This is a genomic window from Humidesulfovibrio idahonensis (genome assembly GCF_054657715.1).
Genome location: NZ_BAAHYE010000003.1, coordinates 130,523 through 152,970, shown reverse-complemented (window position 1 = coordinate 152,970; position 22,448 = coordinate 130,523). Strand labels below are relative to the sequence as shown.

16 protein-coding genes are annotated in these 22,448 nt (G+C 66.4%); 12 read left to right on the top strand and 4 right to left on the bottom strand.

The genetic code is table 11. The annotated features are described in order from the left end of the window. Positions 1 to 54 precede the first annotated feature (54 nt). From ACYQ4W_RS07440 to ACYQ4W_RS07405, 8 genes are all read left to right on the top strand, one after another. The gene (locus ACYQ4W_RS07440) at positions 55 to 978 is read left to right on the top strand and encodes a branched-chain amino acid transaminase (protein WP_459854768.1); all 924 of its coding nucleotides are present in this window, start codon (positions 55 to 57) and stop codon (positions 976 to 978) included. A gap of 74 nt (positions 979 to 1,052) precedes the next feature. Continuing rightward, positions 1,053 to 3,095, top strand: coding sequence for a DNA polymerase III subunit gamma/tau (dnaX, locus tag ACYQ4W_RS07435; protein ID WP_459854766.1), 2,043 nt, complete (start codon positions 1,053 to 1,055; stop codon positions 3,093 to 3,095). Positions 3,096 to 3,158: 63 nt separating this feature from the next. Then, entirely contained in the window at positions 3,159 to 3,470 is a 312-nt protein-coding gene (locus tag ACYQ4W_RS07430) for a YbaB/EbfC family nucleoid-associated protein (RefSeq protein WP_459854764.1), read from the top strand. A gap of 3 nt (positions 3,471 to 3,473) precedes the next feature. After that, entirely contained in the window at positions 3,474 to 4,085 is a 612-nt protein-coding gene (gene recR / locus ACYQ4W_RS07425; RefSeq protein ID WP_459854762.1) for a recombination mediator RecR, read from the top strand. Between the two features lie 4 nt (positions 4,086 to 4,089). Next, a complete protein-coding gene (gene recD2 / locus ACYQ4W_RS07420) occupies positions 4,090 to 6,279 on the top strand; it encodes an SF1B family DNA helicase RecD2 (RefSeq protein WP_459854760.1) in 2,190 nt (729 codons plus the stop codon). Positions 6,280 to 6,399: 120 nt separating this feature from the next. Beyond that, positions 6,400 to 6,912 (top strand): ferritin, encoded by a 513-nt coding sequence (locus ACYQ4W_RS07415; protein ID WP_459854758.1) that lies wholly within the window; start codon positions 6,400 to 6,402, stop codon positions 6,910 to 6,912. 79 nt (positions 6,913 to 6,991) lie between these two features. Then, positions 6,992 to 8,686, top strand: a complete 1,695-nt coding sequence (locus ACYQ4W_RS07410; RefSeq protein ID WP_459854755.1) for a 2-oxoacid:acceptor oxidoreductase subunit alpha — start codon at positions 6,992 to 6,994, stop codon at positions 8,684 to 8,686. A 16-nt stretch (positions 8,687 to 8,702) separates the two neighbouring features. After that, positions 8,703 to 9,554, top strand: a complete 852-nt coding sequence (locus tag ACYQ4W_RS07405) for a 2-oxoacid:ferredoxin oxidoreductase subunit beta (protein ID WP_459854752.1) — start codon at positions 8,703 to 8,705, stop codon at positions 9,552 to 9,554. Positions 9,555 to 9,625: 71 nt separating this feature from the next. Here ACYQ4W_RS07405 and ACYQ4W_RS07400 read toward each other — a convergent pair whose 3' ends face one another. The 4 genes from ACYQ4W_RS07400 to ACYQ4W_RS07385 all read right to left on the bottom strand — a co-directional run bounded on the left by ACYQ4W_RS07400 (position 9,626) and on the right by ACYQ4W_RS07385 (position 16,310). Further along, positions 9,626 to 11,983, bottom strand: a complete 2,358-nt coding sequence (locus ACYQ4W_RS07400; RefSeq protein WP_459854750.1) for a GGDEF domain-containing protein — start codon at positions 11,981 to 11,983, stop codon at positions 9,626 to 9,628. A gap of 182 nt (positions 11,984 to 12,165) precedes the next feature. Next, positions 12,166 to 14,418 (bottom strand): acetyl-CoA carboxylase carboxyl transferase subunit alpha/beta, encoded by a 2,253-nt coding sequence (locus ACYQ4W_RS07395; RefSeq protein ID WP_459854747.1) that lies wholly within the window; start codon positions 14,416 to 14,418, stop codon positions 12,166 to 12,168. 18 nt (positions 14,419 to 14,436) lie between these two features. Further along, entirely contained in the window at positions 14,437 to 15,855 is a 1,419-nt protein-coding gene (locus ACYQ4W_RS07390) for a biotin carboxylase N-terminal domain-containing protein (protein ID WP_459854745.1), read from the bottom strand. Between the two features lie 200 nt (positions 15,856 to 16,055). After that, positions 16,056 to 16,310, bottom strand: a complete 255-nt coding sequence (locus ACYQ4W_RS07385) for a hypothetical protein (protein WP_459854742.1) — start codon at positions 16,308 to 16,310, stop codon at positions 16,056 to 16,058. A gap of 197 nt (positions 16,311 to 16,507) precedes the next feature. Here ACYQ4W_RS07385 and ACYQ4W_RS07380 point away from each other — a divergent pair, with 197 nt between their 5' ends. The 4 genes from ACYQ4W_RS07380 (at position 16,508) to ACYQ4W_RS07365 (ending at position 22,414) form a co-directional block, all read left to right on the top strand. Then, the gene (locus ACYQ4W_RS07380; RefSeq protein ID WP_459854739.1) at positions 16,508 to 18,010 is read left to right on the top strand and encodes a 30S ribosomal protein S1; all 1,503 of its coding nucleotides are present in this window, start codon (positions 16,508 to 16,510) and stop codon (positions 18,008 to 18,010) included. A gap of 68 nt (positions 18,011 to 18,078) precedes the next feature. After that, positions 18,079 to 19,755, top strand: a complete 1,677-nt coding sequence (gene ettA, locus ACYQ4W_RS07375) for an energy-dependent translational throttle protein EttA (RefSeq protein ID WP_459854737.1) — start codon at positions 18,079 to 18,081, stop codon at positions 19,753 to 19,755. A gap of 58 nt (positions 19,756 to 19,813) precedes the next feature. Continuing rightward, positions 19,814 to 20,560, top strand: a complete 747-nt coding sequence (locus ACYQ4W_RS07370; protein WP_459854734.1) for an MBL fold metallo-hydrolase — start codon at positions 19,814 to 19,816, stop codon at positions 20,558 to 20,560. Between the two features lie 111 nt (positions 20,561 to 20,671). Beyond that, positions 20,672 to 22,414 carry a glycosyltransferase gene (locus ACYQ4W_RS07365; protein WP_459854732.1) on the top strand — a complete coding sequence of 581 codons (1,743 nt, stop codon included), beginning with the start codon at positions 20,672 to 20,674 and terminating at the stop codon, positions 22,412 to 22,414. Positions 22,415 to 22,448: the final 34 nt, after the last annotated feature.

Sequence of the window (22,448 nt, the reverse complement as noted above, 5' to 3'; positions counted from 1 at the left end):
CTTGGCGCAGCGCCGGGGCTCCCCCCCACAATCGCGCACACAGGGAGACCCGACATGGTTCAGAAAGCGGAAAAGATCTGGTTCGACGGCAAGCTGGTGCCCTGGGAAGAGGCCAACGTCCATGTCCTCACCCACACCCTGCACTACGGCTGCGGCGTGTTTGAAGGCATCCGCGCTTATGAGTGCACCGACGGCCGCAGCGCGGTATACCGCCTGCGCGAGCACATGCAGCGCCTCATCGACTCCGCGCACATTCTGAACATGAAGATTCCCTTCAGCCTCGACGAAATGGTCCAGGCCGTCATCGACACCCTGGTGGTGAACAAGATGAAGGCCGGCTACATCCGGCCCCTGGTGTTCATCGGCGACGGCGTCATGGGCGTGCACCCGGGCACCAACCCCATCCGCCTGGCCATAGCCACCTGGCCCTGGGGCGCCTACCTGGGCGACGACGCGCTCTTGAAGGGCATCAACATCAAGACCAGCAGCTTCTGCCGCCACCACGTGAACGCCATGATGACCAAGGCCAAGGCCTGCGGCAACTACGTGAACTCCGTGCTGGCCAAAACCGAGGCCGTGGCCGACGGCTACCACGAGGCGCTGATGCTCGACACCCAGGGCTTCGTCTCCGAGGCCACGGGCGAGAACATCTTCGTCATCAAGAACGAGGTCATCAAGACCACGCCGCTGACCAGCGTGCTGCCGGGCATCACCCGCGACAGCATCATGACCCTGGCGCGCGAGTTGGGCTACGAGGTGGTGGAGCAGCTCTTCACCCGCGACGAGCTCTACGTGGCCGACGAGGCCTTCTTCAGCGGCACCGCGGCCGAGATCACGCCCATCCGCGAAGTGGACCGCCGCACCATCGGCGCGGGCACGGCCGGACCCATCACCCAGCTGCTGCAGAAGGAATACTTCCGCATCGTCAAGGGCGAGAACCCGGACTACGCCTCCTGGCTGCACGAATACAGCTTCTAAGCCCACACGGGCCGGGGCAGGCGCGGAACAATCTCCCGCCCGCCCCGGTCCACAACGACACGGAGCCCCCCGCAATGTCGAGCCTCACCGCCAAATACCGGCCCCGCCGCTTCGCCGAAGTCGCCGGCCAGGAGGCGGTCAAGGCCATCCTTTCCCGCGCCGCGGCCACGGGCAAAATCGCCCCGGCGTATATGTTCAGCGGCACGCGCGGGGTGGGCAAAACCACCATCGCCCGCATCTTCGCCAAGGCCCTCAACTGCGAAAAAGCCCCGGCGGCCGAGCCCTGCAACGAGTGCCGCCTGTGCCGCCAAGCCAACGCGGGCAGCGCCGTGGACATCATCGAGATCGACGCGGCCAGCCACGGCGGCGTGGGCGATGTGCGCGCGCTCAAAGAGGACGTGGGCTACGCCCCCCTGGAGGGCCGCTACAAGGTCTTCATCATCGACGAAGCGCACATGCTCTCCACCGCGGCCTTCAACGCCCTGCTCAAGACGTTGGAGGAGCCGCCCGCGCGCGTCACCTTCATTTTGGCCAGCACCGAGGCCCACAAATTTCCCGCCACCATTCTCTCGCGCTGCCAGCACTATGTGTTCAAGATGCTGCCCCAGGCGGAGCTCGGCGCGCACCTGGAGAAGATCCTCAAAGCCGAGAACCTGGAGTACGAGGCGGGCGCGGTGCGCATCATCGCCCGGCGCGGCGCGGGCAGCGTGCGCGACAGCATTTCGCTGCTCGGCCAGGCCCTGGCCTACAGCGCGGGCGCGCTCATCGAGAGCGAGGTGCGCTCCTGCCTTGGCTTGGCCGGGCAGGAGGTCTTCTTCGCCCTCATGGAGGCCATTGCCACGCGCGACCTGCCGCTGCTTTCACGCACCCTGCGCGGCGTGCTCGACCAGGGCCTGGACCTCGGATTCTTCCTGCGCGAGCTTTCGGGCTGCTGGCGCAACATGTTCCTGCTGCGCCAGGCCGGCGAGGCCATTGTGCCCGAGCTGGGCCTGCCCGCGGAGGAAGCCGCCCAGTGGTTCGACTGGGCCGGGCGCTTCACCCCGGCGCATATCCACGCCTGCTGGCAAATGACCCTGGACGGCCAGCAGCGCGTCATCAAGAGCCTGGAGCCCGCGCAGGCCCTGGAGCTGTTGTTGCTCAACCTGGCCTGCCTGCCGGACTTGCTGCCCCTGGCCGCCCTTGGCGGCGGGTCGGCGGCGCCCGGGCCCGCGTCCCCGAATTCCACGCCGCCCAGGTCCACCCCGCAGGGATCCGGCGGAGGCGGCTCCGCACCGAATAGTTCCGGGCCGGGCAGTTCCGGGCCGGGCAACTCGGCACCGAACAACTCGGCACCGTCCAGGCCCGCACCGGGCGCAGGCTCCGGCTACGGCGGCGGCTCCGTGAACGGTGCCGCGCCGCGCGCCTCGGCCGCGCCCGCTGCTCCCGCTCCGCAGGCTGCGCCGATCGCTGCGTCGGCCGCTGCGCAGACGTCTCCTGTTGCGCCGCCGCCTTGGCAGAACCCCGCGCCCCAGGCCTCGGCCCAGCCGAGCGAGGAAGCGCAGTACGATGCGCCGGACACGGACCCCGCGTCTCCGGCCCAGCCGGTCCACGCCGCGGAGTCGAGTCCTGCCGGATATGGCGCGGCTTCGGCGCCAACGGGCTCGGACGCTTCCGGGGCGCTGAACGACGCGGCGGCAGTTCCCGCGGACAGCGCCCAAGGCGGGCCGACAGCGGATGCGTCCGCCCCGGCTCCTGTCTCGCCCTCTGCCCCGGCCCCGGCCGCTTCTGGCGGAGCGCGCAGCTGGGAGGGCTTCGTGGAGTTCGTGGCGGGCAAAAACGGCGCCGTCACCGGGCTCAGCCAGGCCAAGGGCGAGCTGTGCGGCAGCGAGCTTGTGCTCACCTGCTTCAACGAGACCCACAGCGGCATGATGGAGAACGGCGACAACAACGTGCGCCTGCGCAGGCTCATGGCCGAATATTTCGGCCCGGACGTCACCCTGGCCTTCACCTGCGTCGACCGCGAGCCGGTCAAGTCCGACGGGCTCATCCAGCGCGAGATGCAGGAGCACCCCGTGGTGCAGCGCGTGCGCGAGACCTTTGAGTGCCGCGACCCGGCCCTGGTGTACCCCAGACATTAACCGATAGTCCGGCGCGCCCTTCGCGCCGCCAAACCCCCATACGCAACCATTCGGAGGATACCCATGCACGGAATGCAGGACATGCTGCGTCAGGCCCAGATCATGCAGAAAAAGATGGCCGCTGTTCAGGAGGAGCTCAAGACCCGCGAGGTGGAGGCCACCAGCGGCGGCGGCATGGTCACCGTGCGCGCCAAGGGCAGCCAGGAGATCGTGGCCATCACCATCGACAAGAGCGTTGTCGAGGCGGGCGATGTGGAGATGCTGCAGGACCTGGTCCTTGCCGCCGTCACCGACGCCATGAAAAAGGCCAAGGTCATGATGGAAGAGGAAATGTCCAAGATCACCGGCGGCTTCAAAGTCCCCGGCATGTTCTAAGGCATGTCCGTCGACCGGCTGCCCGGACCCTTGCGCGAGGTGGCCGAGCATCTCTCGAAGCTGCCCGGCCTGGGACCGAAATCCGCCCTGCGCGCCGCCCTCGCCCTGCTCAAGCTCCCGCGTGAGCAGGCCGAGGCCGTGGGCCGCTCGGTGCTGACCCTGCGCGAGCGCCTGTGCCTGTGCTCCACCTGCGCCAGCCTGGCGGAGAGCGATCCCTGCCCCATCTGCGCGGACCCGGAACGCAACCACGAGCAGCTCTGCGTGGTTTCGGAGTGGGACTCGCTTCTGGCGCTGGAGGAGATGGGCCTGTTCAAGGGCACGTACCTCGTGCTGGGCGGCCTGCTTTCGCCCCTGGACGGCGTGGGGCCCCAGGCTCTGGAGTTCGACCTGCTGCGCCGCAGGCTCGACGCGGGCCAGGTGCGCGAGCTGATCCTGGCCCTGGGCTCCACCCTGGACGCGGAGACCACCGCCTCGCACATCAAGAACATGGCCGACCAGGGCTACCCCGGCGTGTCCGTTTCGCGCCTGGCCCAAGGCATCCCCATGGGGTCCGAGGTGAAGTACATGGACCGCGAAACCCTGCGCCAGTCCCTGATGCACCGCCAGGCGGTGTGACCGGATGTCCGCCAGCATCAAGGCCGAGGTCCATTCCGTCGTCTACCACAACCCGGACAACGGGTATGCGGTGGTGCGCGTGCGCGCCAAGGACGAACCCGGCATTCTCACGGTGGTGGGCTGCCTGGGACAAGTGCAGCCCGGCGAGTTTTTGGAGATAGAAGGGGAGTGGAAGACCCACCCCAAGTTCGGCCGCCAGATGGAGGCCACAAGCTTCAAGCAGACCTACCCGGCCACGGCCAACGGCGTGGTGCGCTTCCTTAAAAGCTCGCTCAAGGGCGTGGGCGAAAAAACCGCCGAGGCTCTGGTGAACCACTTCGGCGTGGCCGTGCTGGATATCCTCGACACCGACCCGGACCGCCTGCGCAAGGTCAAGGGCATCACCAAAAAGCGTCTGGAGGGCATGGTCGAGTCCTGGCGCTCCCAGCGCGAGGTGAAGAGCCTCATCGTTTTTCTGCACAGCCACGACGTGCCGCCCACCTATGCCTCGCGCATCTTCAAGCTCTACGGCGCCCAGAGCGAGGAAAAGCTGCGCGCCAATCCCTATGAGCTGGCCTATCTCATCCGGGGCGTGGGCTTCCGCACCGCGGACAACATGGCCCTCAAGCTCGGCTTTGAGCCCGACGCGCCGGAGCGCGTGGAGGCCGCCCTGGGCTATGTGCTCATCATGCAGGGCGAGCGGGGCGGGCACATGTTCTGCCCCGAAGAGGCCCTGTTCAAGGAATGCGCGCGCATGCTCGGCGTGGACAACCGCACCCTGCTGGAAGAAGGCCTGGAGGCCCTGGAGCGCAAGAAGCGCGTGCATGTGGAGGACCTGCCGGAGCAGAACGTCACCCGCGCCGTGTTCCTTATGACCAACTACCGGGCCGAGCGCGAGATCGCCCAGCGGCTCTTCGGGCTCGTCAGCCACCCTGCGCCGGTCTCCCGCGCCGGGGTCAAGCAGGCCCTGCCCAAGATCGAGTCGGCGCTGGGCTTCGACCTCTCGCGCGAGCAGCGCGACGCCGTGTTCGAGGCCTGCGTGAACAAGGTCTTCATCATCACCGGCGGGCCGGGCACGGGCAAAACCACCATCACCCGGGCCATCGTCGCCGCGCTCACCCAGCTGAAGCTCAAGGTCAAGCTGGCCGCGCCCACGGGCCGTGCCGCCAAGCGCCTCTCCGAGGCCACGGGCGAGCCGGCCCAGACCCTGCACCGGCTCTTGCTCTACTCGCCGGAGCATGGCTTCTACCACTGCGAGGACCAGAAGCTCTCGGCCGAGGTGCTGCTGGTGGACGAGGTGTCCATGCTGGACGCCGGGTTGTTCCTCGCCGTGTTGCGGGCGCTGCCCGTCACCTGCCGGCTCATCCTCGTGGGCGACGTGAACCAGCTGCCGAGCGTTGGCGCGGGCAATGTCCTGGCCGACCTCATCAACAGCGGCAAGGTGCCAAAGGCTGTTTTGACGCACATTTTCCGCCAAGCCCAGGAAAGTTCCATCGTGGTCAACGCCCACCGCTTCAACGCCGGGCAGTTCCCCATCCAGAGCCCCAAGGAGCCGCCCGAGGCGGATTTCTTCTGGGTGGCGCAGGAGCAGCCCCTCAAGGTGCAGCAGGCCATTTTGGACATGGTGTGCGAGCGCATACCCGAGCGCTACGGGCTGAACCCCATGCGCGACGTGCAGGTGCTGACGCCCATGCACAAGGGCGAGGTGGGCACCAGCGCCCTGAACCAGCTGTTGCAGGAGCGCCTGAACCCCAAGCGCGGGCTGGAGCTCAAGCGCGGCTATGCCACCTTCCGCCCCGGCGACCGCGTTTTGCAGCTGCGCAACAACTACGACAAGGACGTGTTCAACGGCGACCTGGGCTGGGTGCACGAGGTGGACCCGGAGGAGGGCACGCTGTCGGTCGACTTCGACGGCAACCTGGTGGCCTTCGACGCCACGGAGCTGGAGGATTTGACCCTGGCCTACGCCGTGTCCGTGCACAAGTCCCAGGGCTGCGAATACCCGGCCATCGTGGTGCCGGTGGTGACGCAGCATTACGTGCTGCTGATGCGCAACCTGCTGTACACGGCGCTCACGCGGGCGCGCAAGCTGGCCGTGTTCATCGGATCCGAAAAGGCCCTGGCCATCGGGCTTGAGAACGTCACCTCCGGCGCGCGCATGACGCACCTGCAACACCGCATCCGCCAGATATTCACCGGCAATCTTCTGGGCTGAGGCAGCTTTTTTCCCTTTCCGCTCTTCACATTCCGAATGACAATGCGTATTTCAAATACTCGTAGAATCGCAACCGAAGCTACCCGTGCCTGAACCAACGCACCCAAAAGGAGACGCGCAATGCTGAGCAAGAAGATGGAGAAGGCCTTCAACGACCAGATCAAATGGGAATACTATTCCGCGTATCTGTACCTGTCCCTGTCCGCCTACTTCCAGAACCTCGGCCTGCCGGGCTTTGCCAACTGGATGGACGTGCAGTTCCAGGAAGAGCAGTTCCACGCGCGCAAGATGTTCGACTACGTGAACTCCAAGGGAACCCGCGTGACGCTGCAGGCCATCGAAGCCCCGGCCAACACCTGGAAATCGCCCCTGGCGGCCTTTGAGTTCGCGCTGAACCACGAGTATCAGGTCACCAAGCGCATCAACGACCTGGTGACCCTGGCCCAGAAGGAGAACGACCACGCCTCGGCCATCTTCCTGCAGTGGTTCGTAACCGAGCAGGTGGAGGAGGAAGCCAACTTCGGCGACACCGTGAGCAAGCTGAAGCTCGTGGGCGACGGCGGCGGCCTGTTCATGCTCGACCGCGAGCTGGCCACCCGCGTGTACACCGCGCCAGCGGCAACAGCGGCTTAATCAAAGCGAAGAAGAGGGGGCCTTGAGCCCCCTTGTTTTTTCCCCATCCCTTCGACCCTCTAACCAGGCGGGTCTCATCATGTCCGATTCCAGTATCGTCATCCTCGTTGGCGGGGAGGCCGGGCAAGGCCTGGTCACCATCGGCCAGCTCATGTCCAAAGCGCTTGTCCGCGCCGGGTACGAGGTTGCCGTCACCCAGGACTACCAGTCGCGCATCCGCGGCGGGCACAACACCTTCGCCATCCGCACCGGCCTGGAAATCCACCACGCGCCCACGGAAAAGGTGGACATCCTGGTGGCCCTCGACGCCGCAACAGTGGAACTGCACAAAGCGCAGCTCGCTCCGGGCGGCATCGTCCTTGCCGATGAGGCCCTGGACACGGCGGGGCTTTCCGCCCTGCGCATTCCCTTCAAAAAGCTTGCGCCCAAGGTCCTGCACGAAAACGTCGTGGCCCTTGGCGTGCTGGCCGCAACGCTGTGCAAAAACATCGTCCACCTGGAAGAGCTCCTGCGCGAAACCTTCGGCAAAAAGGGTCCGGCCGTGGTGGACGAAAATCTCAAGGTGCTGCGCGACGCCTACGCGTGGGTGCGCACCCAGGACCACAGCTTTCCCTGCATGCCGCCCCCGCCCCAGAATCCCGGCGCAAGCCTCATGCTCACCGGCAACGAGGCCGTGGCCCTGGGAGCCCTTGCCGCGGGCTGCAACTTCTGCTCGTTCTACCCCATGACTCCAGGCTCCTCCGTGGCCATGACCCTGGCGGAGAAGGCCAAGGTCATGAACACCGTGGTGGAGCAGGCCGAGGATGAGATCGCCGCCGCCAACATGGCCATCGGCGCGGCTTGCGCGGGCGGCCGTGTCATCGTGCCCACCAGCGGCGGCGGCTTCGCGCTCATGGTCGAGGCCGTGAGCCTGGCCGGCATGCTTGAAACGCCGGCCGTGTTTCTCGTGGCCATGCGTCCTGGTCCGGCCACGGGGTTGCCCACGCGCACGGAGCAGGCCGACCTCAATCTGGTGCTCTACGCCGGGCATGGGGAATTCCCACGCGCGGTTTTCGCGCCCGGCAGCGTGGAGGAGTGCTTCCACCTGACGCACCGCGCCTTTGAGATGGCGGAAAAATATCAGTCGCCGGTGTTCGTTCTGACGGACCAGTATTTGGCGGACTCCTTTCAGAACGTTGCGCCCTTTGATTTGACCAAGCTGCCGGAGATGCCCGCGCCCCTGCTCGTTCCGGCGGACCCGAAAAGCTACAAGCGCTTCGCCCTGACCGGGGACGGCGTTTCGCCCCGGGCCATTCCCGGCTACAGCGAGGCGTTGGTGATCTCGGACAGCGACGAACACACCGAGGACGGCAAGCTCACCGAGGATCTCAACATCCGCGTGAAGATGGTGGCCAAGCGGCTGCAAAAGGGCTTGGGACTGGCCGAAGACGCCGTGCCTCCCAGCTACTTCGGCGAGGACGCGGCGGATGTTCTGCTCGTGTGCTGGGGGTCCACCCTGGGCGCGGCCCTGGAGGCCAGGGAGCAGTTGGAGGAGGGCGGCCGGCGCGCCGCCGTGCTGCACTTCGCCCAGCTTTGGCCCCTGAAGGAAGACCAGTTCCTGCCCTGGCTCGAATCGGCCAAGCGGGTCGTGTGCGTGGAGGGCAACGCCACCGGGCAGCTGGCCCGGCTGTTGCGGCAGGAAAGCGGGTTCCGCATCGCGGACCTGGTTCTGCGGTTCGACGGTCTGCCCATCACCGCCGCGCATATTCTGCGCGGGCTTGAAAGCATCCTGTAGCGCAAGGAGCATGCACATGGTCAGTGTTGAAGACTACGGCCAATTCGAGACCGCGTGGTGTCCCGGCTGCGGCGACCACGCCCTGCTGGCGGCCATGAAGAAGGCCCTGGCGGGCATGGATTTGGCCCCGCACAAAGTGCTTGTCGTCACGGGCATAGGCCAGGCGGCCAAAACCCCGCTGTACATGAACTGCAACATGATAACCGGGCTGCATGGACGGGGTCTGCCCACGGCCACCGGGGCCAAGCTCGCCAACCCGGATCTTACGGTCATTGCCGAGAGCGGCGACGGCTGCAACTACGGCGAGGGCGGCAACCACTTTCTGGCGGCTCTGCGCCGCAACGTGGACATCACCCTCGTCGTGCACGACAACGGCATCTACGGCTTGACCAAGGGCCAGGCCAGCCCCACCACGGCCAAGGGCCAAGTGACCAAGTCCCAGCCCTTTGGACAGCCCTCGGAGCCCTTCAACCCCGTGGCCGTGGCCGTGACCATGGGCGCGGGGTTCGTGGCGCGCGGCTTCACCGGCGAGCCGGAGCACCTGGTGGATCTCATCCAGCAGGCAGTGCGGCACAAGGGGTTTTCCCTGGTGGATGTGTTTCAGCCCTGCGTGTCGTTCAACAAGGTCAATACCTTTGCCTGGTACAAGCAACGCTGCCGCAAGATCGGCGTGGAGCACGACCCCGGCGACAGGGCCAAGGCCCTTGCCCTGGCGCAGGAGTTCGGGGAGAGCATTCCCATCGGCGTGCTGGCCAAGGCCGACAAGCCCGTGTTCGGCGCGGAGCTGCCGACGCTCAAGGCCGGGCCGCTGGCGCGCCGCGCCGTGGACCCCGAGGCCCTGGCCAAGGTGCTGCGCTCGTACCAGTAGCGGCAAGGAAGTATGCAAACAAAAGGGCGCTGCAGGGCGCCCTTTTGTTTGCGGTCAGGTGCGGTTCCGGGTCAGACCGCCGCCTCCTGATTGCAGCAGGCAGCCAGGTGCGCCGCATCCGGCAGCGCAGTGCCGAGCGGGGGCCTGCGGTCCCAGGCGTACACGTTGCCCGGCATGGACTTGGCGTATTTCTTCACGTGGGCGGCGCGCTCGCCTATCTCCAGCAATGTGCAGGGCCCGCCTATCTCCAGAATGCCGATGGAAAGCGACACCAGCGGGTAGGTGCGCTCCACGCCGTCGCGTCCTGTGGCCAGCACTTCGCCGCGGTCGCGGTCCTGCAGGCAGTAGCAGGTGCGGATGAGCCGCTTGAAGATGCGCGTGGCGGCCAGGCAGATGCGCTCCACATGCTCGGGCTTGGTCAGCAGCACAAAGTCGTCGCCGCCGATGTGGAACAGCTTGGCCGTGGCGTCGCCGAAGCGCCGCACGCTGTGGTCCAGCACATCGGCCGCGAGCTTGATGACCCGGTCGCCGTTCTTGAAGCCGTAGGTGTCGTTGTAGACCTTGAAGTTGTCCAGGTCGGCGTAGGCGATGGAGAAGCGCTTGCCCGAGCCTATGCCCGCCTCCACCTCGCGCTCCAGGTTCACGTTGCCGGGCAGGCCGGTGAGGGGATTGGTGCCCTTGGCCATCTCCACCTGGACGTGGGCCAGGGTGTTCAGCAGCTTCTGCACGGTGACGATGCCCAGCACCTTGCCCTGGCGCGTCACGATGATGTCGTCGTAGGCCTTGATCTTTTCGCGCTGCATGGCCGACTTGGCCGTCTGCTCCACGGGCGTGGCCTCGTCCACGATGAGCGGATGCCTGTCCATGATGGCGTCGATGGGGCGCTTGGAGTAGAGCGCCGCGCCGAACTGGCCGGAGAGCTGGCGGTTGAGCTGGTACTCCATGATGAGCCCCATGGGCGTCTCCTGCTCCGGGTCCACCACCACGATGCTGGCGTGCTGGCGGCTGGCCTCGAAGCAGTGCTGGGCGTCGGGCACCAGGGTGCCCTGGCGGCGCACCTGCGCGGCCTCCACCAGGTTGCCTATGGGCATGAGGCAGGAGGTGACGATACGGCTTTGGTCCTGCTGGGGCTTGCGCAAATAAGCGGTGTCGAGGGACAGGGGCGGCTTGGGCGCGGCGGGCCGGGCCAGGTAGTAGCCCTGGCCGTAGTGCACGCCGATGTCGATGAGGCAGGCGGCCTGCGCCTGCGACTCGATGCCCTCGGCGATGATCTTGGAGCCGATCTTGTCCGCGAAGGTGACGAAGGTCTCGATGAGGGCGCGCTTCACCGGGTCCTTGTCTATGCCCTGGATGAGGCTCATGTCGATCTTGATGAACTCCGGGCGTATTTGGGCCACGCTGGTGAGGCCGGAATAGCCCGCGCCCGCGTCGTCCACGGCCACCAGGTAGCCCTGGCTGCGGTAGTGGTCGAGGGTGCGGTGGAACAGGGCGAACTCGTTGATGCTGTGGCGTTCGGTGATCTCGAAGACCACGTTCTCCGGCGAGAGCCCGGCTTCCTCGATGAGCTCCAGCGTTTTGCCGTGGGTGAACTCCGGGTCGGCCATGGTCTTTGGGTGGATGTTCAGGAAGAGCTTTTGCCCCTGGGCCATGGCGCCAAGGTTGTGCAGGGCCTTTTCGCGGCACAGGCGCTCCAGGGCGAAGAGCTTGCCGCTCTGCTCGGCAAAGTCGAACAGCACCGAGGGCGACTGGAAGGCGCTGCCCTCGGGCCCGCGCGTCAGGGCCTCCCAGGCCAAAATGGTGCCGCTGGTGAAGTCCGCGATGGGCTGGTACACGGCGCGCACGTTCTTTTCCAGCAGTATGGTGTTGAACTCCGAGGAGAGCGAGAGCTGGCTCAGGTCCAGGCGCATCTTGGCGCGCAGGCGGGCCTCGTTCACGGCCTGGAACAGCCGGGCCTCGCGGTTGGCGCCGTCGGTGGCCGTGGTGCCGTCGTGCCGTGCGCAGCCGAAGCCGAGGTCCAGCTCGCGCCCGGCCCAGCGCAGCAGGTGGGCGTTGGCCTCGCGCTGGGCCAGCAGCTTGATCTCATAGGCCGTGTCGTGCTGGGAGCGCGGGTCGCCGCCGCGGCTGGGCCAGCAGAGCAGGTACTCGCCGGGCTCCAGGGGCATGCAGGTGGGCACGGTGTGCAGGCGCTCGTTCACCGCGCCGCGCAGCACGCTGGTCAGCCGGTTTTCGATCTCCTGCGAGAGCTCTCGGCCATACAGCTCGCGCAGCAGGGCGAAGTCGCGCACGTTGATGAGCAGGATGTCGAAGTTCTGGCCCGTGCGCACCAGCTCGCGCAGGCGGCTGGGCGGCGGCGCGACGTTGATTTCCGGGGTGTGGAAGGCGCTGTGCAGGGTGCCCGCGCGCAGGCGCTTGAGAACGGTTTTGAGCATGGCTCGGCCTCGCTGTGCTGACGTGTTTTGTCTGTGTCGGGCCGGAACGTTAGGAGAAATGACCGGGTGGTGTGTGACGCGGCGGTGACGAATAGGCAATGATTGCCTGACGCGATACGTAAAAAAGCGCCCGGCAGGAGCAGGTCCTGCCGGGCGCTTTGGCGTGGTGCGGGGAGGGGGCGTTAGCGGTAATACAGGTTGCGGCCGCCCATGGTCAAAAAGGCCTGGTGCATGTTGGCGCGCACGTCGCGGCGGTCCCAGATGTCCTGGATGTGCCCGCGCGAAAGGGCCTTGTAGGCGCTGTGGTAGTCGGGCGGAATGTCCACGCCCGTCGTCTCGCGGATGACGCCGGGACCGGCGAAGCCGAGGCGCGCGCTGCGCACGGCGTACTGGTAGGGCGAGCAGCCGAGGAAGCTGGCCACGGGACCGGCGTAGGAGTTGGTGTCGTACAGCACGATGTACAGGCCGCCTTCCTCGATGTAGCGCCGCACGGCCATGGTCACGCGGGGCATCTGGATGAGGCCGTTGACGCCCTCCTGAATGCGGATGCCCGCGGTGCCGTGGATGTACGCCAGGAAGGGCTGGTGCCGCTTTCTGGCCAGGTCCAGCGCGCGGATGAGCTTTTCGCCCTCGGCCGCGCCCACGGAGCCGCCGCGGAAGTTGGCCACCAGCATGCCGCAGGTGAGGCGGATGCCCCGGATGCTGGCGTTGAAGGTGACGCAGGAGGACTGCAGGTGCGTCTTCTCCTTGGCCGCCTGGATGCGCTCGTCGAACTTGGGGAAGTTGGTGGGGTTGCCCGCGGCGATGGACTGGTTGAACTCGCGCACGCTGCCGCGGTCGAACACATTGGCCATGTACCACTGGTATTCCATGGGGAAGTGGTAGCCGCAATTGGGGCACACGCCCGCGAACTCGCCAAAGAGATCCTTGGCCCACATGTCCAGGCAGCCGCGCTCCGCCGCGTGCGGGCACGAGATCTCGCGGTCGTCCAGGGACTTGGGGCTGACGTAAGTCTGGCCGCTGGAGGCCCGCGTGTCGCGCGTGGGCTCGGAGAGGCATGTCAGGGCGTTTTCGTCGCCGCTGCCGCCCCACTGGGGAATGCCCAGAATCTCCATGGCCTGGCAGGTCATGCGGTCCATCTTGCTCGTCACCACATGGATCTCGTCGGTGACGTCCGTGGCCACGCGGGCGATCTTCTTCTGGTAGTGCTTCACGATCTCGAAGCGCACGGTGGAGTAGATGCTGAACAAGAACTCCATGTACTTGGCCGCAAGGCGCTCAAAAATGCCGCGCTTGTCGATGTAGGCCTGCCGCGACATCTTGCGGTACTTCTGGTAGCGCCGCCAAACCAGCAGTTCGCGGTCGGCGGGATCAAGCTCCCAGCGCACGATGACGTCCTCGCCCACCTGCTTTTTCTTGGAGCCGCGCATGGCCAGGCGCCGCAGCATGCTCACGCTGCGCACGTTCACCACGGCTTCGTCCGTGGCGCGGATGACATTGGCCCGCAGCTGCTTGAAGAAGTCGAAGTGCTCGTTTCTCGCGCCCAGGGGGGGCTCCTGCAGAATGCCGTCGATGTAGCCGTTTTTCAGGTTGTCCTGGGCGGTGATCTGCTGGTGCTTGGCGCAGCGCTCGATGAGCTCCGGCGTGGCCCGCGTGAGCCCGTTGAACTTGCACTCGATGGCCGCCGCGCCCTCGGGCGAGATGACCGAATAATAGCCGTGGGAGAACATGAGGCGCTTGTCGGCCAGGGCTATGGCCTCTGCGCCGCCGCTGCCGCCCTCGGAGAAGATGGCCACGATGGGCACGTCGATGCCGGCCATTTCATAAATGTTTTCCGCAATCTGCTGGGCCGCGCCGGGGTAGTCCTCAATGGGGTAGGCGCCGGGGGTGGACACGTAGGCGTGGATGGGAATGTTCTCCCGCGCCGCGACCTTCATGTACTTGAGCGCCTTGGCGTTGCCCCAGGGCTTGATGGAGCCGCCGTTGCGGAACTCTTGGCCGTGGCCCTTCTCCTGTCCCACCACCATGACCGGATGGTGGATGATGCGCTTGCCCACGCGCCGGGTGATGTAGGCGCGGGCGATGAGCATGCCGGGGTCGATGGACACTTCGTCGCGTCCGCCGATCTCGGTGTAGTTGTCGTACACGTTCTCAAGGATGTCCTTCAGGCACACGCGCTGGGGGTGGCGCACAATGCGCACCTTGTCCATGGGCGTCAGCATCTGGTCCAGGTCTTCCTCAAGGGTGGCCAGCCTGCGGGCGAGGTCGCCGGTCTTGGTCATGGCTTCTTCAAGGCTCAGGCTGTCCATCTTCTGGCTCAGGGTCTGGATGTCCTGGCTGATGGACTCCAGGCGGTCGCTGACGCGCGCGCCGAGAATGTCGCGGGCGTAGGCCACGCGCTGAGAAAGGGCTTCGAGATTCTTTTCTATATCCATACTGCCGTCCCTGGCTGGCTAGAATTCCAGCAGATCCGTGGTTTTCTCGCGCAGGAAGGCGATGTTAGACTTGAGCTCCACGCCCTGGGCGTCCACGCCCGTGAGCACAAAGGAATCGAGGAAGGCCATGCCTCTCGCCTTGGCCTCCTCCAGGTCCTTGCCCCAGATGATGGCCAGGGCCAGGTTGGGGTCGTACTCCGTGGGAATCTGATACGGCCGGTCCTGGGGCACGTGGGTGTGCATCTTGAGCCAGTCCTGGGGCTGCCAGGCGAGCTTTTCGATGCGGCCGGTCCAGGGGGCGAAACGGTTCTGCGTGTCCTCGGCGATGATGCGGTACTCGATGCCCACGCCGGCGAAGCCGACGTCTTCCTGGCCGTAGCCCATGGGCTCGCCGAGGCCAAGGCGGATCTGTTCGCGGATGAGGTTCACGTCGCCCGCGCCCTTGACGCGGGAGATGGCGGCGGAAACGCCGTTCTCCACCTGGATGCGCGTGTTCACTTCCATGAGGAAGGGCTCGCCCTTGGGCGTCACGATCCATTCCCAGGTGCCGACGTTGTCGTACTTGATCTCGCGGGCGATGGAGAGCGAGTGGCGCACGATGTCGTCCATGACCTTGCGGGCGTCGAAGGAATACGTGAGTCCTTCGGGGAAGAAGCCCGGCGCGGTCTCGATGCGCTTCTGCCGGCCCGGGCTCTGCACGGAGCAGTTGCGCGTGCCGAAGTGCACGGGGTTTTCGCCCCCGCGCGCGGAGACGATCTGCACTTCCAGGTGGTTGTAATTGAAGATGCGCTGCTCGATGAGCACGCCGGGGTCGTTGAACTGGCGCTGCGAATAGTTGCGGATGCGCCGGTACGTCTGACGGAAGCGGTTCATGTTGTGCACTTCGTCGATGCCCATGCCGCCGCCGCCGGCCGAAGCCTTGACCAGAACCATGGGGCGCGTCACGCCCTGCCGCTCCTGGTAGTCGAACAGCTGCTGGGCGATGGTCTCGGCTTCCATCTCGTCGTAAATGGCGCGGTCGCTGCCGGGCACGGTGGGCACGCCCAGGCCGCGCGCCAGGCGCTTGGTGTTGATCTTGTCGCCCAGGTCGCGGATGACGCGCCAGGAGGGGCCGATGAAGATCATGGGGCGGGAGCGTTCGGTCACGCGCCGGGCGAAGCGGTAGTTCTCCGAGAAGAACCCGTAGCCGGGGTGGATGGCCGTGGCCCCGGTCGCGTCCGCCGCGGAGAGCACGTCGCCTGCGTCCAGGTAATTGTGGATGCGCACCAGCGCTTCGTCGCCGCCAAGCTCACGGGCCAGGGCCACGTGACCGGAAGCGGCGTCTTCCTTAGTGTATATCGCCACGAACTTCAGGCCGAGATCGGTGCACGCATGCATGATGCGCACGGCGATCTCGCCCCGGTTGGCGATGAGTATTTTATGCTGATCCCTGCTCACGTCGTAGTATTCCTTTCTCATTCGCGGGGGGAGTTGAACAGCGCTCTTTAGTCGTTCTTTGCGCATCTGGCAAGTGGAGGCCCCGAGGCCAGGATATCCGGCGGGTTGGGCAGGCTTTGCCCGGGCGCGAAAAAGCCCCGCGGCGGCTGGCGCTGCGGGGCTTTGGCTCGGGGCGTCGTCGGAGCCGTTGCCGGCGCTTTTTAAATGTTGAGGTCGGTGACCGCGCCCAGGCCGGCCGCGTGCCCGCCCAGAACGGTCTTGTTGAAATCGTAAGTCTGCGCCATGTCGGAATTATGGGAATTGCCGCTGTTCAGGTAGTCCAGGGTCTTCGTCACCACCGCGGCCCCGAAGCTCTCCTTGTCGGAAAGCGCCCCGCCCGCGCCGATCATGTTGTCCTGGCTGGTGTTCGTCAGGTTGAAGGAAGAATACACCCCGCCGATCATATCCGTCGACATCTTGCGACCACCTCCCTTGCGCCGTATTGGTCAAGACAACGCCTTTCTCGTGTCGTATCGGCAAAAGCTTAAAAAACTTTAGGGCGCGGCAGAAAATACGTCCTCTTTGTTTGACAAGCGCGCTACCTTCGATAATACAGCCCCCAGGCGGCAGTTTACCGCTAATATCTTCGCGGAACATCGCACAGGAGCAGCAGATGACGGATCAGGCACAGAACACCGGGGACCAGGAGCAGAGCTTCGCCGAACTTTTCGAGGCCAGCTATGCGGGACAGGGCGAGCCCTTGAACGTGGGCGACAAGATTTCCGCCCGCATCATCACCATCGGCGCGGACAGCGTCTACTTCGACACCGGCACCAAGATCGATGGTGTGGCCGACAAAAAGGAGCTTCTGGACGCGGAGGGCAACTTCCCCTTCAAGGAGGGCGAAAACATCGACCTGTACGTGGTCTCCAAGACCCGCAGCGAGATCGTCCTCTCCCGTGCGCTGGCCGGAGCCGGCGGCTTTGAGATGCTCCAGAACGCCAAGGACGCCGGCCTGCCGGTGGACGGCCGCGTGAAGGAGACCTGCAAGGGCGGCTTCTCGATCGAGGTCATGGGCCGCCGGGCTTTCTGCCCCGTGAGCCAGATCGACGCGCGCTTCGTGGAGAACCCCGAGGAATACGTCGGCAAGACCCTGCAGTTCGTCATCAGCAAGCTGGAGGAGCGGGGCCGCAACATCGTGGTCACCCGCCGCGCGCTCATCGAGCGCGAGCGCCAGGCCGCCACCGAGGAATTCCTGGCCGCCATCAAGCCGGGCGAGGAAGTGGAAGGCACCGTTGTGCGCCTGACCGACTTCGGCGCCTTTGTGGAGCTGGCCCCCGGTTTGGAGGGCATGGTCCACGTGAGCGAGCTCGGCTTCACCCGCGTCTCCAAGCCGGACGAGGCTGTGAGCGTCGGCGAAAAGATCCGCGTGAAGGTGCTTGGCGTTGAGCCCGGCAAAAAGCCCGGCCAGATGAAGATCTCCCTTTCGCGCAAGCAGACCATGAGCGACCCCTGGGCCGACATCGCCGGCCAGTTGAAGGACGGCGAGAAGGTCACCGGCAAGGTTGTGCGTCTGGCCGACTTCGGCGCCTTCGTGGAGCTTCTGCCCGGCGTGGACGGACTCATCCACGTGAGCGAGATGAGCTACACCAAGCGCGTGAACAAGCCCTCCGAGATCCTGAACCCCGGCGACGTCGTCTCCGTGGTCATCAAGGAGATCGATCCGCTGAAGCGCCGCATCTCCCTTTCGCTGAAGGAGGCCGCTGGCGACCCCTGGCTTGAGGCCGCCGCCAAGTACACCCCCGGCACCCAGGTGACCGGCACGGTGGAAAAGCGCGAAGCCTTCGGCATCTTCGTGAACCTTGAGCCCGGCGTCACCGCGCTGCTGCCCAAGTCGCGCATGAGCGTGGCCGTGGACCCCAAGCAGTTCGACAAGCTCGCCCCCGGCGACTCGGTCACCCTGGTGGTCGAGGACCTGCGCGCGGCCGAGCGCCGCATCGCGCTTTCGCCCCTGGAAGTGCGTGAGGACGCCGCCGGCGGCTCCGGCCGCGGCCGCGAGAACGAGGACTGGAAGGGCTACAAGCAGCAGCAGTCCAAGCCCGCCGAGAAAGCCTCCGGCTTCGGCAATCTGGGCGACATGCTGGCCCAGGCCAAGGCCAAGAAGAGCAAGAAATAACCGCGACGTGATCATTCCGCCGGGGGCGACCCCGGCCTTATTTCTGTGCAACGGGACAAGAGGAGAGCATGGCCGAACCGTATAAGATCATCTATTCCATGATGCGCGTGAGCAAGTTCTACGACAAGCGGCAAGTCCTCAAGGACATCTCGCTTTCGTACTTCTACGGCGCCAAGATCGGCGTGCTGGGCCTCAACGGCTCCGGCAAAAGCTCGCTTCTGCGCATTCTGGCCGGAGTGGACCACGACTTCCAGGGCGAGATCGCGCCCTCTCCGGGCTATAGCATCGGCCTGCTCGAGCAGGAGCCGCACCTCGACGAGACCAAGACCGTGCGCGAAGTGGTGGCCGAGGCCGCCCAGGAGACCGTCGATCTGCTCGCCGAGTTCGAGCGCATCAACGAGAAGTTCGCCGAGCCCATGAGCGACGACGAGATGCAGAAGCTCATCGACCGGCAGGCGGCCGTGCAGGAGAAGCTCGACGCCTGCGACGCCTGGGACCTGGACAGCCGCCTCGAAATGGCCATGGACGCCCTGCGCTGCCCCCCCGGCGACACGCCGGTCAATGTCATCTCCGGCGGCGAAAAGCGCCGGGTGGCCCTGTGCCGCCTGCTGCTGCAAAAGCCGGACATCCTGCTTCTGGACGAGCCCACCAACCACCTGGACGCGGAGTCCGTGGCCTGGCTTGAGCACCATCTGCAGCAGTACGCGGGCACGGTCATCGCCGTCACCCACGACCGCTACTTCCTGGACAACGTGGCCGGCTGGATTCTGGAGCTGGACCGCGGCCGGGGCATTCCCTGGCAGGGCAACTACTCGTCCTGGCTGGAGCAGAAGCAGCAGCGCCTGCAGCAGGAGGAGAAGGTCGAGACCGAGCGCCAGAAGACCCTGGCCCGCGAGCTGGACTGGATCCGCATGAGCCCCCGCGGCCGCCACGCCAAGGGCAAGGCGCGCATCAGCGCCTACGAGAACCTGTTGAACCAGGAGAACGAGAAGCTGACCCCGGAGCTGGAGATCTTCATCCCCGCCGGTCCGCGCCTGGGCAATGTGGTCATCGAGGCCAAGGGCGTGAAAAAGGCCTTTGGCGACAACATGCTGGTCGACGGCATCGACTTCAGCCTGCCGCCGGGCGCCATCGTGGGCATCATCGGCCCCAACGGCGCGGGCAAGACCACGCTCTTCCGCATGATCACCGGCAAGGAGACCCCGGACGAGGGCACCATCCGCCTGGGCGACACCGTGCAGCTGGCCTATGTGGACCAGGAGCGCAGCATGGACCCGGACAAGACCGTGTACGAGGTCATTTCCGGCGGCAACGACATCATCAAGCTGGGCACCCGCGAGGTGAACGCCCGGGCCTACATAGGCAAGTTCAACATCACCGGCGGCGACCAGCAGAAAAAGGTCGGCGTGCTCTCCGGCGGGGAGCGCAACCGCGTCCACCTGGCCGGGCTGCTGCGCGAGGGCGCCAACGTGCTCCTGCTCGACGAGCCCACCAACGACCTGGACGTGAACACCATGCGCGCCCTGGAAGACGCGCTCATGAACTTCGCGGGCTGCGTGCTGGTCATCAGCCACGACCGCTGGTTCCTCGACCGCATCGCCACGCACATCCTCGCCTTTGAGGGCGACAGCCAGGTGAGCCTGTTCGAGGGCAACTGGAGCGAGTACGAGGCCGACCGCAAGGCCCGCCTGGGCGCCGCGGCGGAGCAGCCGCACCGCATCAAGTACCGGCACCTCACACGCTAGCGGACATCACATCGGGGCGGGGATTTTTCTCCGCCCCTTTTTTTTACAGGAGGCGACCATGCGCAAGAAGCTTCTCCTCACCTGTGTTCTGGCCCTGCTGCCTGTTTTGCCCCTCACCCTGGCCTTTGCCCAGTCCGGCAAACCCGCGGATGTCATCCACACCGACGCGGGCGACGTGTCCATCACCTTCCTCGGCCACGCCACCCTGATGCTCACGTGGCAGGGCAAGGTCATCCACATCGACCCCTGGACCGCCCAGGCCGACTACTCGGCGCTGCCCAAGGCCGACCTCGTGCTCGTCACCCACGAGCACCGCGACCACCTGGACACCGCCGCCCTCGATGCCATCCGCAAGCCCGGCACCCTCGTGGTGTCCTCGCTCAAGGCCTCGGCCACGCTCAAGGACGCCATCGTGCTGAAGAACGGCGAATCCAAGGAACTGCTGGGCCTGCGCGTGGAAGCCGTGCCCGCTTACAACCGCAAGCACATGCGCGGCCCGGGCGAACCCTTCCATCCGCGTGGGCAGGGCAACGGCTATGTGCTGCACTTCGGCAAGAGCCGCATCTACGTCGCGGGCGATACCGAGGACATTCCCGAAATGGCTGCGCTCAAGGGCGTCGACGTGGCCTTTCTGCCCGTGAACCTGCCCTACACCATGACCCCCGACATGCTGGAGGCCGCGGCGAGGCTGATCGCGCCCAAGGTGCTGTATCCCTACCACACCGGCGATACGGACATGGCTGCTGTGGCGGCGCGGCTCAAGGGCCTGCCCGGCGTGGAGACGCGCATCCGGCCCATGAAATAGCGACCGCGCCCGTCGTGGCCGCTTGCATTGCCCGGGCAATCGTGGTGATGCTGCAGACGAAGTGCGAAAGGACATGATGAAGCCCGGCGCTGCGCGCGCCCGGAGGCCCGCATGACCGCGACCGATATCCACGCCGACACGCATGCCGCCAAAAGGACGGCCTCACGCATGGCCGCCAACCACGCTCCCCTTTCCTGGCAAGAGATCCCCGCCGGTGCGCGGCGCTTGCTGCTGCACGGCTCGCGCGGGCGCGACCACCTGCTGGCCGTGGCCCGGCAGGTGCTGGCCCAAGCCGCCAACCCGGCCACGGAGCCCGGCTTCCGGCTGCGGCTTTTGGCCTTGGCCCAAAGCGTGCTGCTCGCCGCCTGGACCGGATCTCCCCTGGACGGCGCCCTGGCCGGAATGCTGCTCTCGCCCCCGCTGCCGGGCTGGCCCGCGCTGCCGCTGCCGGTGGAGAACCTGCTCAAGGCCCAGGTGAACTTCTGGACGCCGCCCAAGCCGGATCACCCCTGGTGGAGCGCCCAGGGCGCGGGCAGGCGCCTTGACGCCGCGCGCCAGGGCTTGGCGCAAGAGCCCAAAAATCTGTTCTGGAAGCATGCGGCCTGGGAATCGGCCTGGCCCACGGCCTTGCCCGGCGGCGACTGGTCCCTGGTGGACGAGCTGCTGGACGAGGGCAAATGGCCGCGCACCCTGGCCCCGTTGCGGCACCGCTTTGCGGCGCATGCGTTTTTGGCCCGTGGAGACGCCCATAGCGCCCTTGCCAGCCTGAACGCGGCTCCTGCCCTGGCGACCCTCGTGGGCGACGCCTGCCTGCGCTCAGAGTGCCTCATGCGCCTTGGCCCGGCCGTTGGCGCGGACGAGGCCGCCCAGGTGCTGCGGGGCAGTCTGCGCGGCTCCCCCTGGCGCACGAGCCAGTTGCTGCGCCTGCACGACCTGGCCACCGGCGCGGCCAAGGCGGCGGCGCCCCTGCCCGGCGGCGCGGCCATCCTGCTCTATACGTTCAGCAAAGCGCGCGAGTTGGACGAGACCCTGGCCTCTCTGGCGGCCTCGGACCTGGGCGAAAGCCGCATCTGGGCCCTGGACAACGGCTCCGGGGATGAGACGCCGCGTGTGCTCTCGGACTGGCGCGGCCGTTTGGGAGACCGCCTGACGGTCATCAGCCTGCCCGTGAACATCGGCGCGCCGGCCGCGCGCAACTGGCTGCTCTCCCTGCCGGAGGCGCGGCGTTATCCCTACGTGGCGTTTTTGGACGATGACGTGTCCCTGCCGGCGGACTGGCTGCCCAAGCTGGGCGCTGCGGTTCTGGCCTGCCCGGAGGCCTCGGTGTGGGGCTGCCGCGTGGTGGACGACGCCAACCCCCTGGTGTTGCAGAGTGTGGACCTGACGCCTCTGCCGCCCGCGACAAGCGGGCCCGAGGGCGGCGAGGACCAGCCGCTGGCGCTGCCGCGTCTGCACCTGGAGCAGCCGGACCAGGGCCAGTTCAGCTACCTGCGGCCCTGCGTCAGCGTCACCGGCTGCTGCCACCTGCTGCGCGAGGCCGACATCGACAAGACCGGCGGTTTCGACATCCGTTTTTCGCCCACGCAGTTCGACGATTTGGAGCGCGACCTGCGCCTGGGGCTGGCCGGGGGGCACGCGGCCTATCAAGGCCACCTGCGCGTGCGCCACAAGCGGCGCAGCGGCGCGGCCGCAGAGCGTTCCGCCGCCGAGATCGGCAACGCCACGGCCAACACGCACAAGCTGCTGACCAAGCACAAGGCCGAGGATTTCATCCGCCTGCGCGAACAGGGCGAGGCGCTTTTGGCGGTGGATCTTGAACGCAAGATGGAGCGGCTGGAGCGGGAGCGGACCTAGAAAACCTGCTGTGTTGCGCGCGGCCCTGGGACGC

Bases quoted from the DNA above. Each gene is read 5' to 3' on its own strand.
- ACYQ4W_RS07440 (WP_459854768.1), top strand. From the start codon at position 55: ATGGTTCAGAAAGCGGAAAAGATCTGGTTCGACGGCAAGCTGGTGCCC.
- dnaX (WP_459854766.1), top strand. From the start codon at position 1,053: ATGTCGAGCCTCACCGCCAAATACCGGCCCCGCCGCTTCGCCGAAGTC.
- ACYQ4W_RS07430 (WP_459854764.1), top strand. From the start codon at position 3,159: ATGCACGGAATGCAGGACATGCTGCGTCAGGCCCAGATCATGCAGAAA.
- recR (WP_459854762.1), top strand. From the start codon at position 3,474: ATGTCCGTCGACCGGCTGCCCGGACCCTTGCGCGAGGTGGCCGAGCAT.
- recD2 (WP_459854760.1), top strand. From the start codon at position 4,090: ATGTCCGCCAGCATCAAGGCCGAGGTCCATTCCGTCGTCTACCACAAC.
- ACYQ4W_RS07415 (WP_459854758.1), top strand. From the start codon at position 6,400: ATGCTGAGCAAGAAGATGGAGAAGGCCTTCAACGACCAGATCAAATGG.
- ACYQ4W_RS07410 (WP_459854755.1), top strand. From the start codon at position 6,992: ATGTCCGATTCCAGTATCGTCATCCTCGTTGGCGGGGAGGCCGGGCAA.
- ACYQ4W_RS07405 (WP_459854752.1), top strand. From the start codon at position 8,703: ATGGTCAGTGTTGAAGACTACGGCCAATTCGAGACCGCGTGGTGTCCC.
- ACYQ4W_RS07400 (WP_459854750.1), bottom strand. From the start codon at position 11,983: ATGCTCAAAACCGTTCTCAAGCGCCTGCGCGCGGGCACCCTGCACAGC.
- ACYQ4W_RS07395 (WP_459854747.1), bottom strand. From the start codon at position 14,418: ATGGATATAGAAAAGAATCTCGAAGCCCTTTCTCAGCGCGTGGCCTAC.
- ACYQ4W_RS07385 (WP_459854742.1), bottom strand. From the start codon at position 16,310: ATGTCGACGGATATGATCGGCGGGGTGTATTCTTCCTTCAACCTGACG.
- ACYQ4W_RS07380 (WP_459854739.1), top strand. From the start codon at position 16,508: ATGACGGATCAGGCACAGAACACCGGGGACCAGGAGCAGAGCTTCGCC.
- ettA (WP_459854737.1), top strand. From the start codon at position 18,079: ATGGCCGAACCGTATAAGATCATCTATTCCATGATGCGCGTGAGCAAG.
- ACYQ4W_RS07370 (WP_459854734.1), top strand. From the start codon at position 19,814: ATGCGCAAGAAGCTTCTCCTCACCTGTGTTCTGGCCCTGCTGCCTGTT.
- ACYQ4W_RS07365 (WP_459854732.1), top strand. From the start codon at position 20,672: ATGACCGCGACCGATATCCACGCCGACACGCATGCCGCCAAAAGGACG.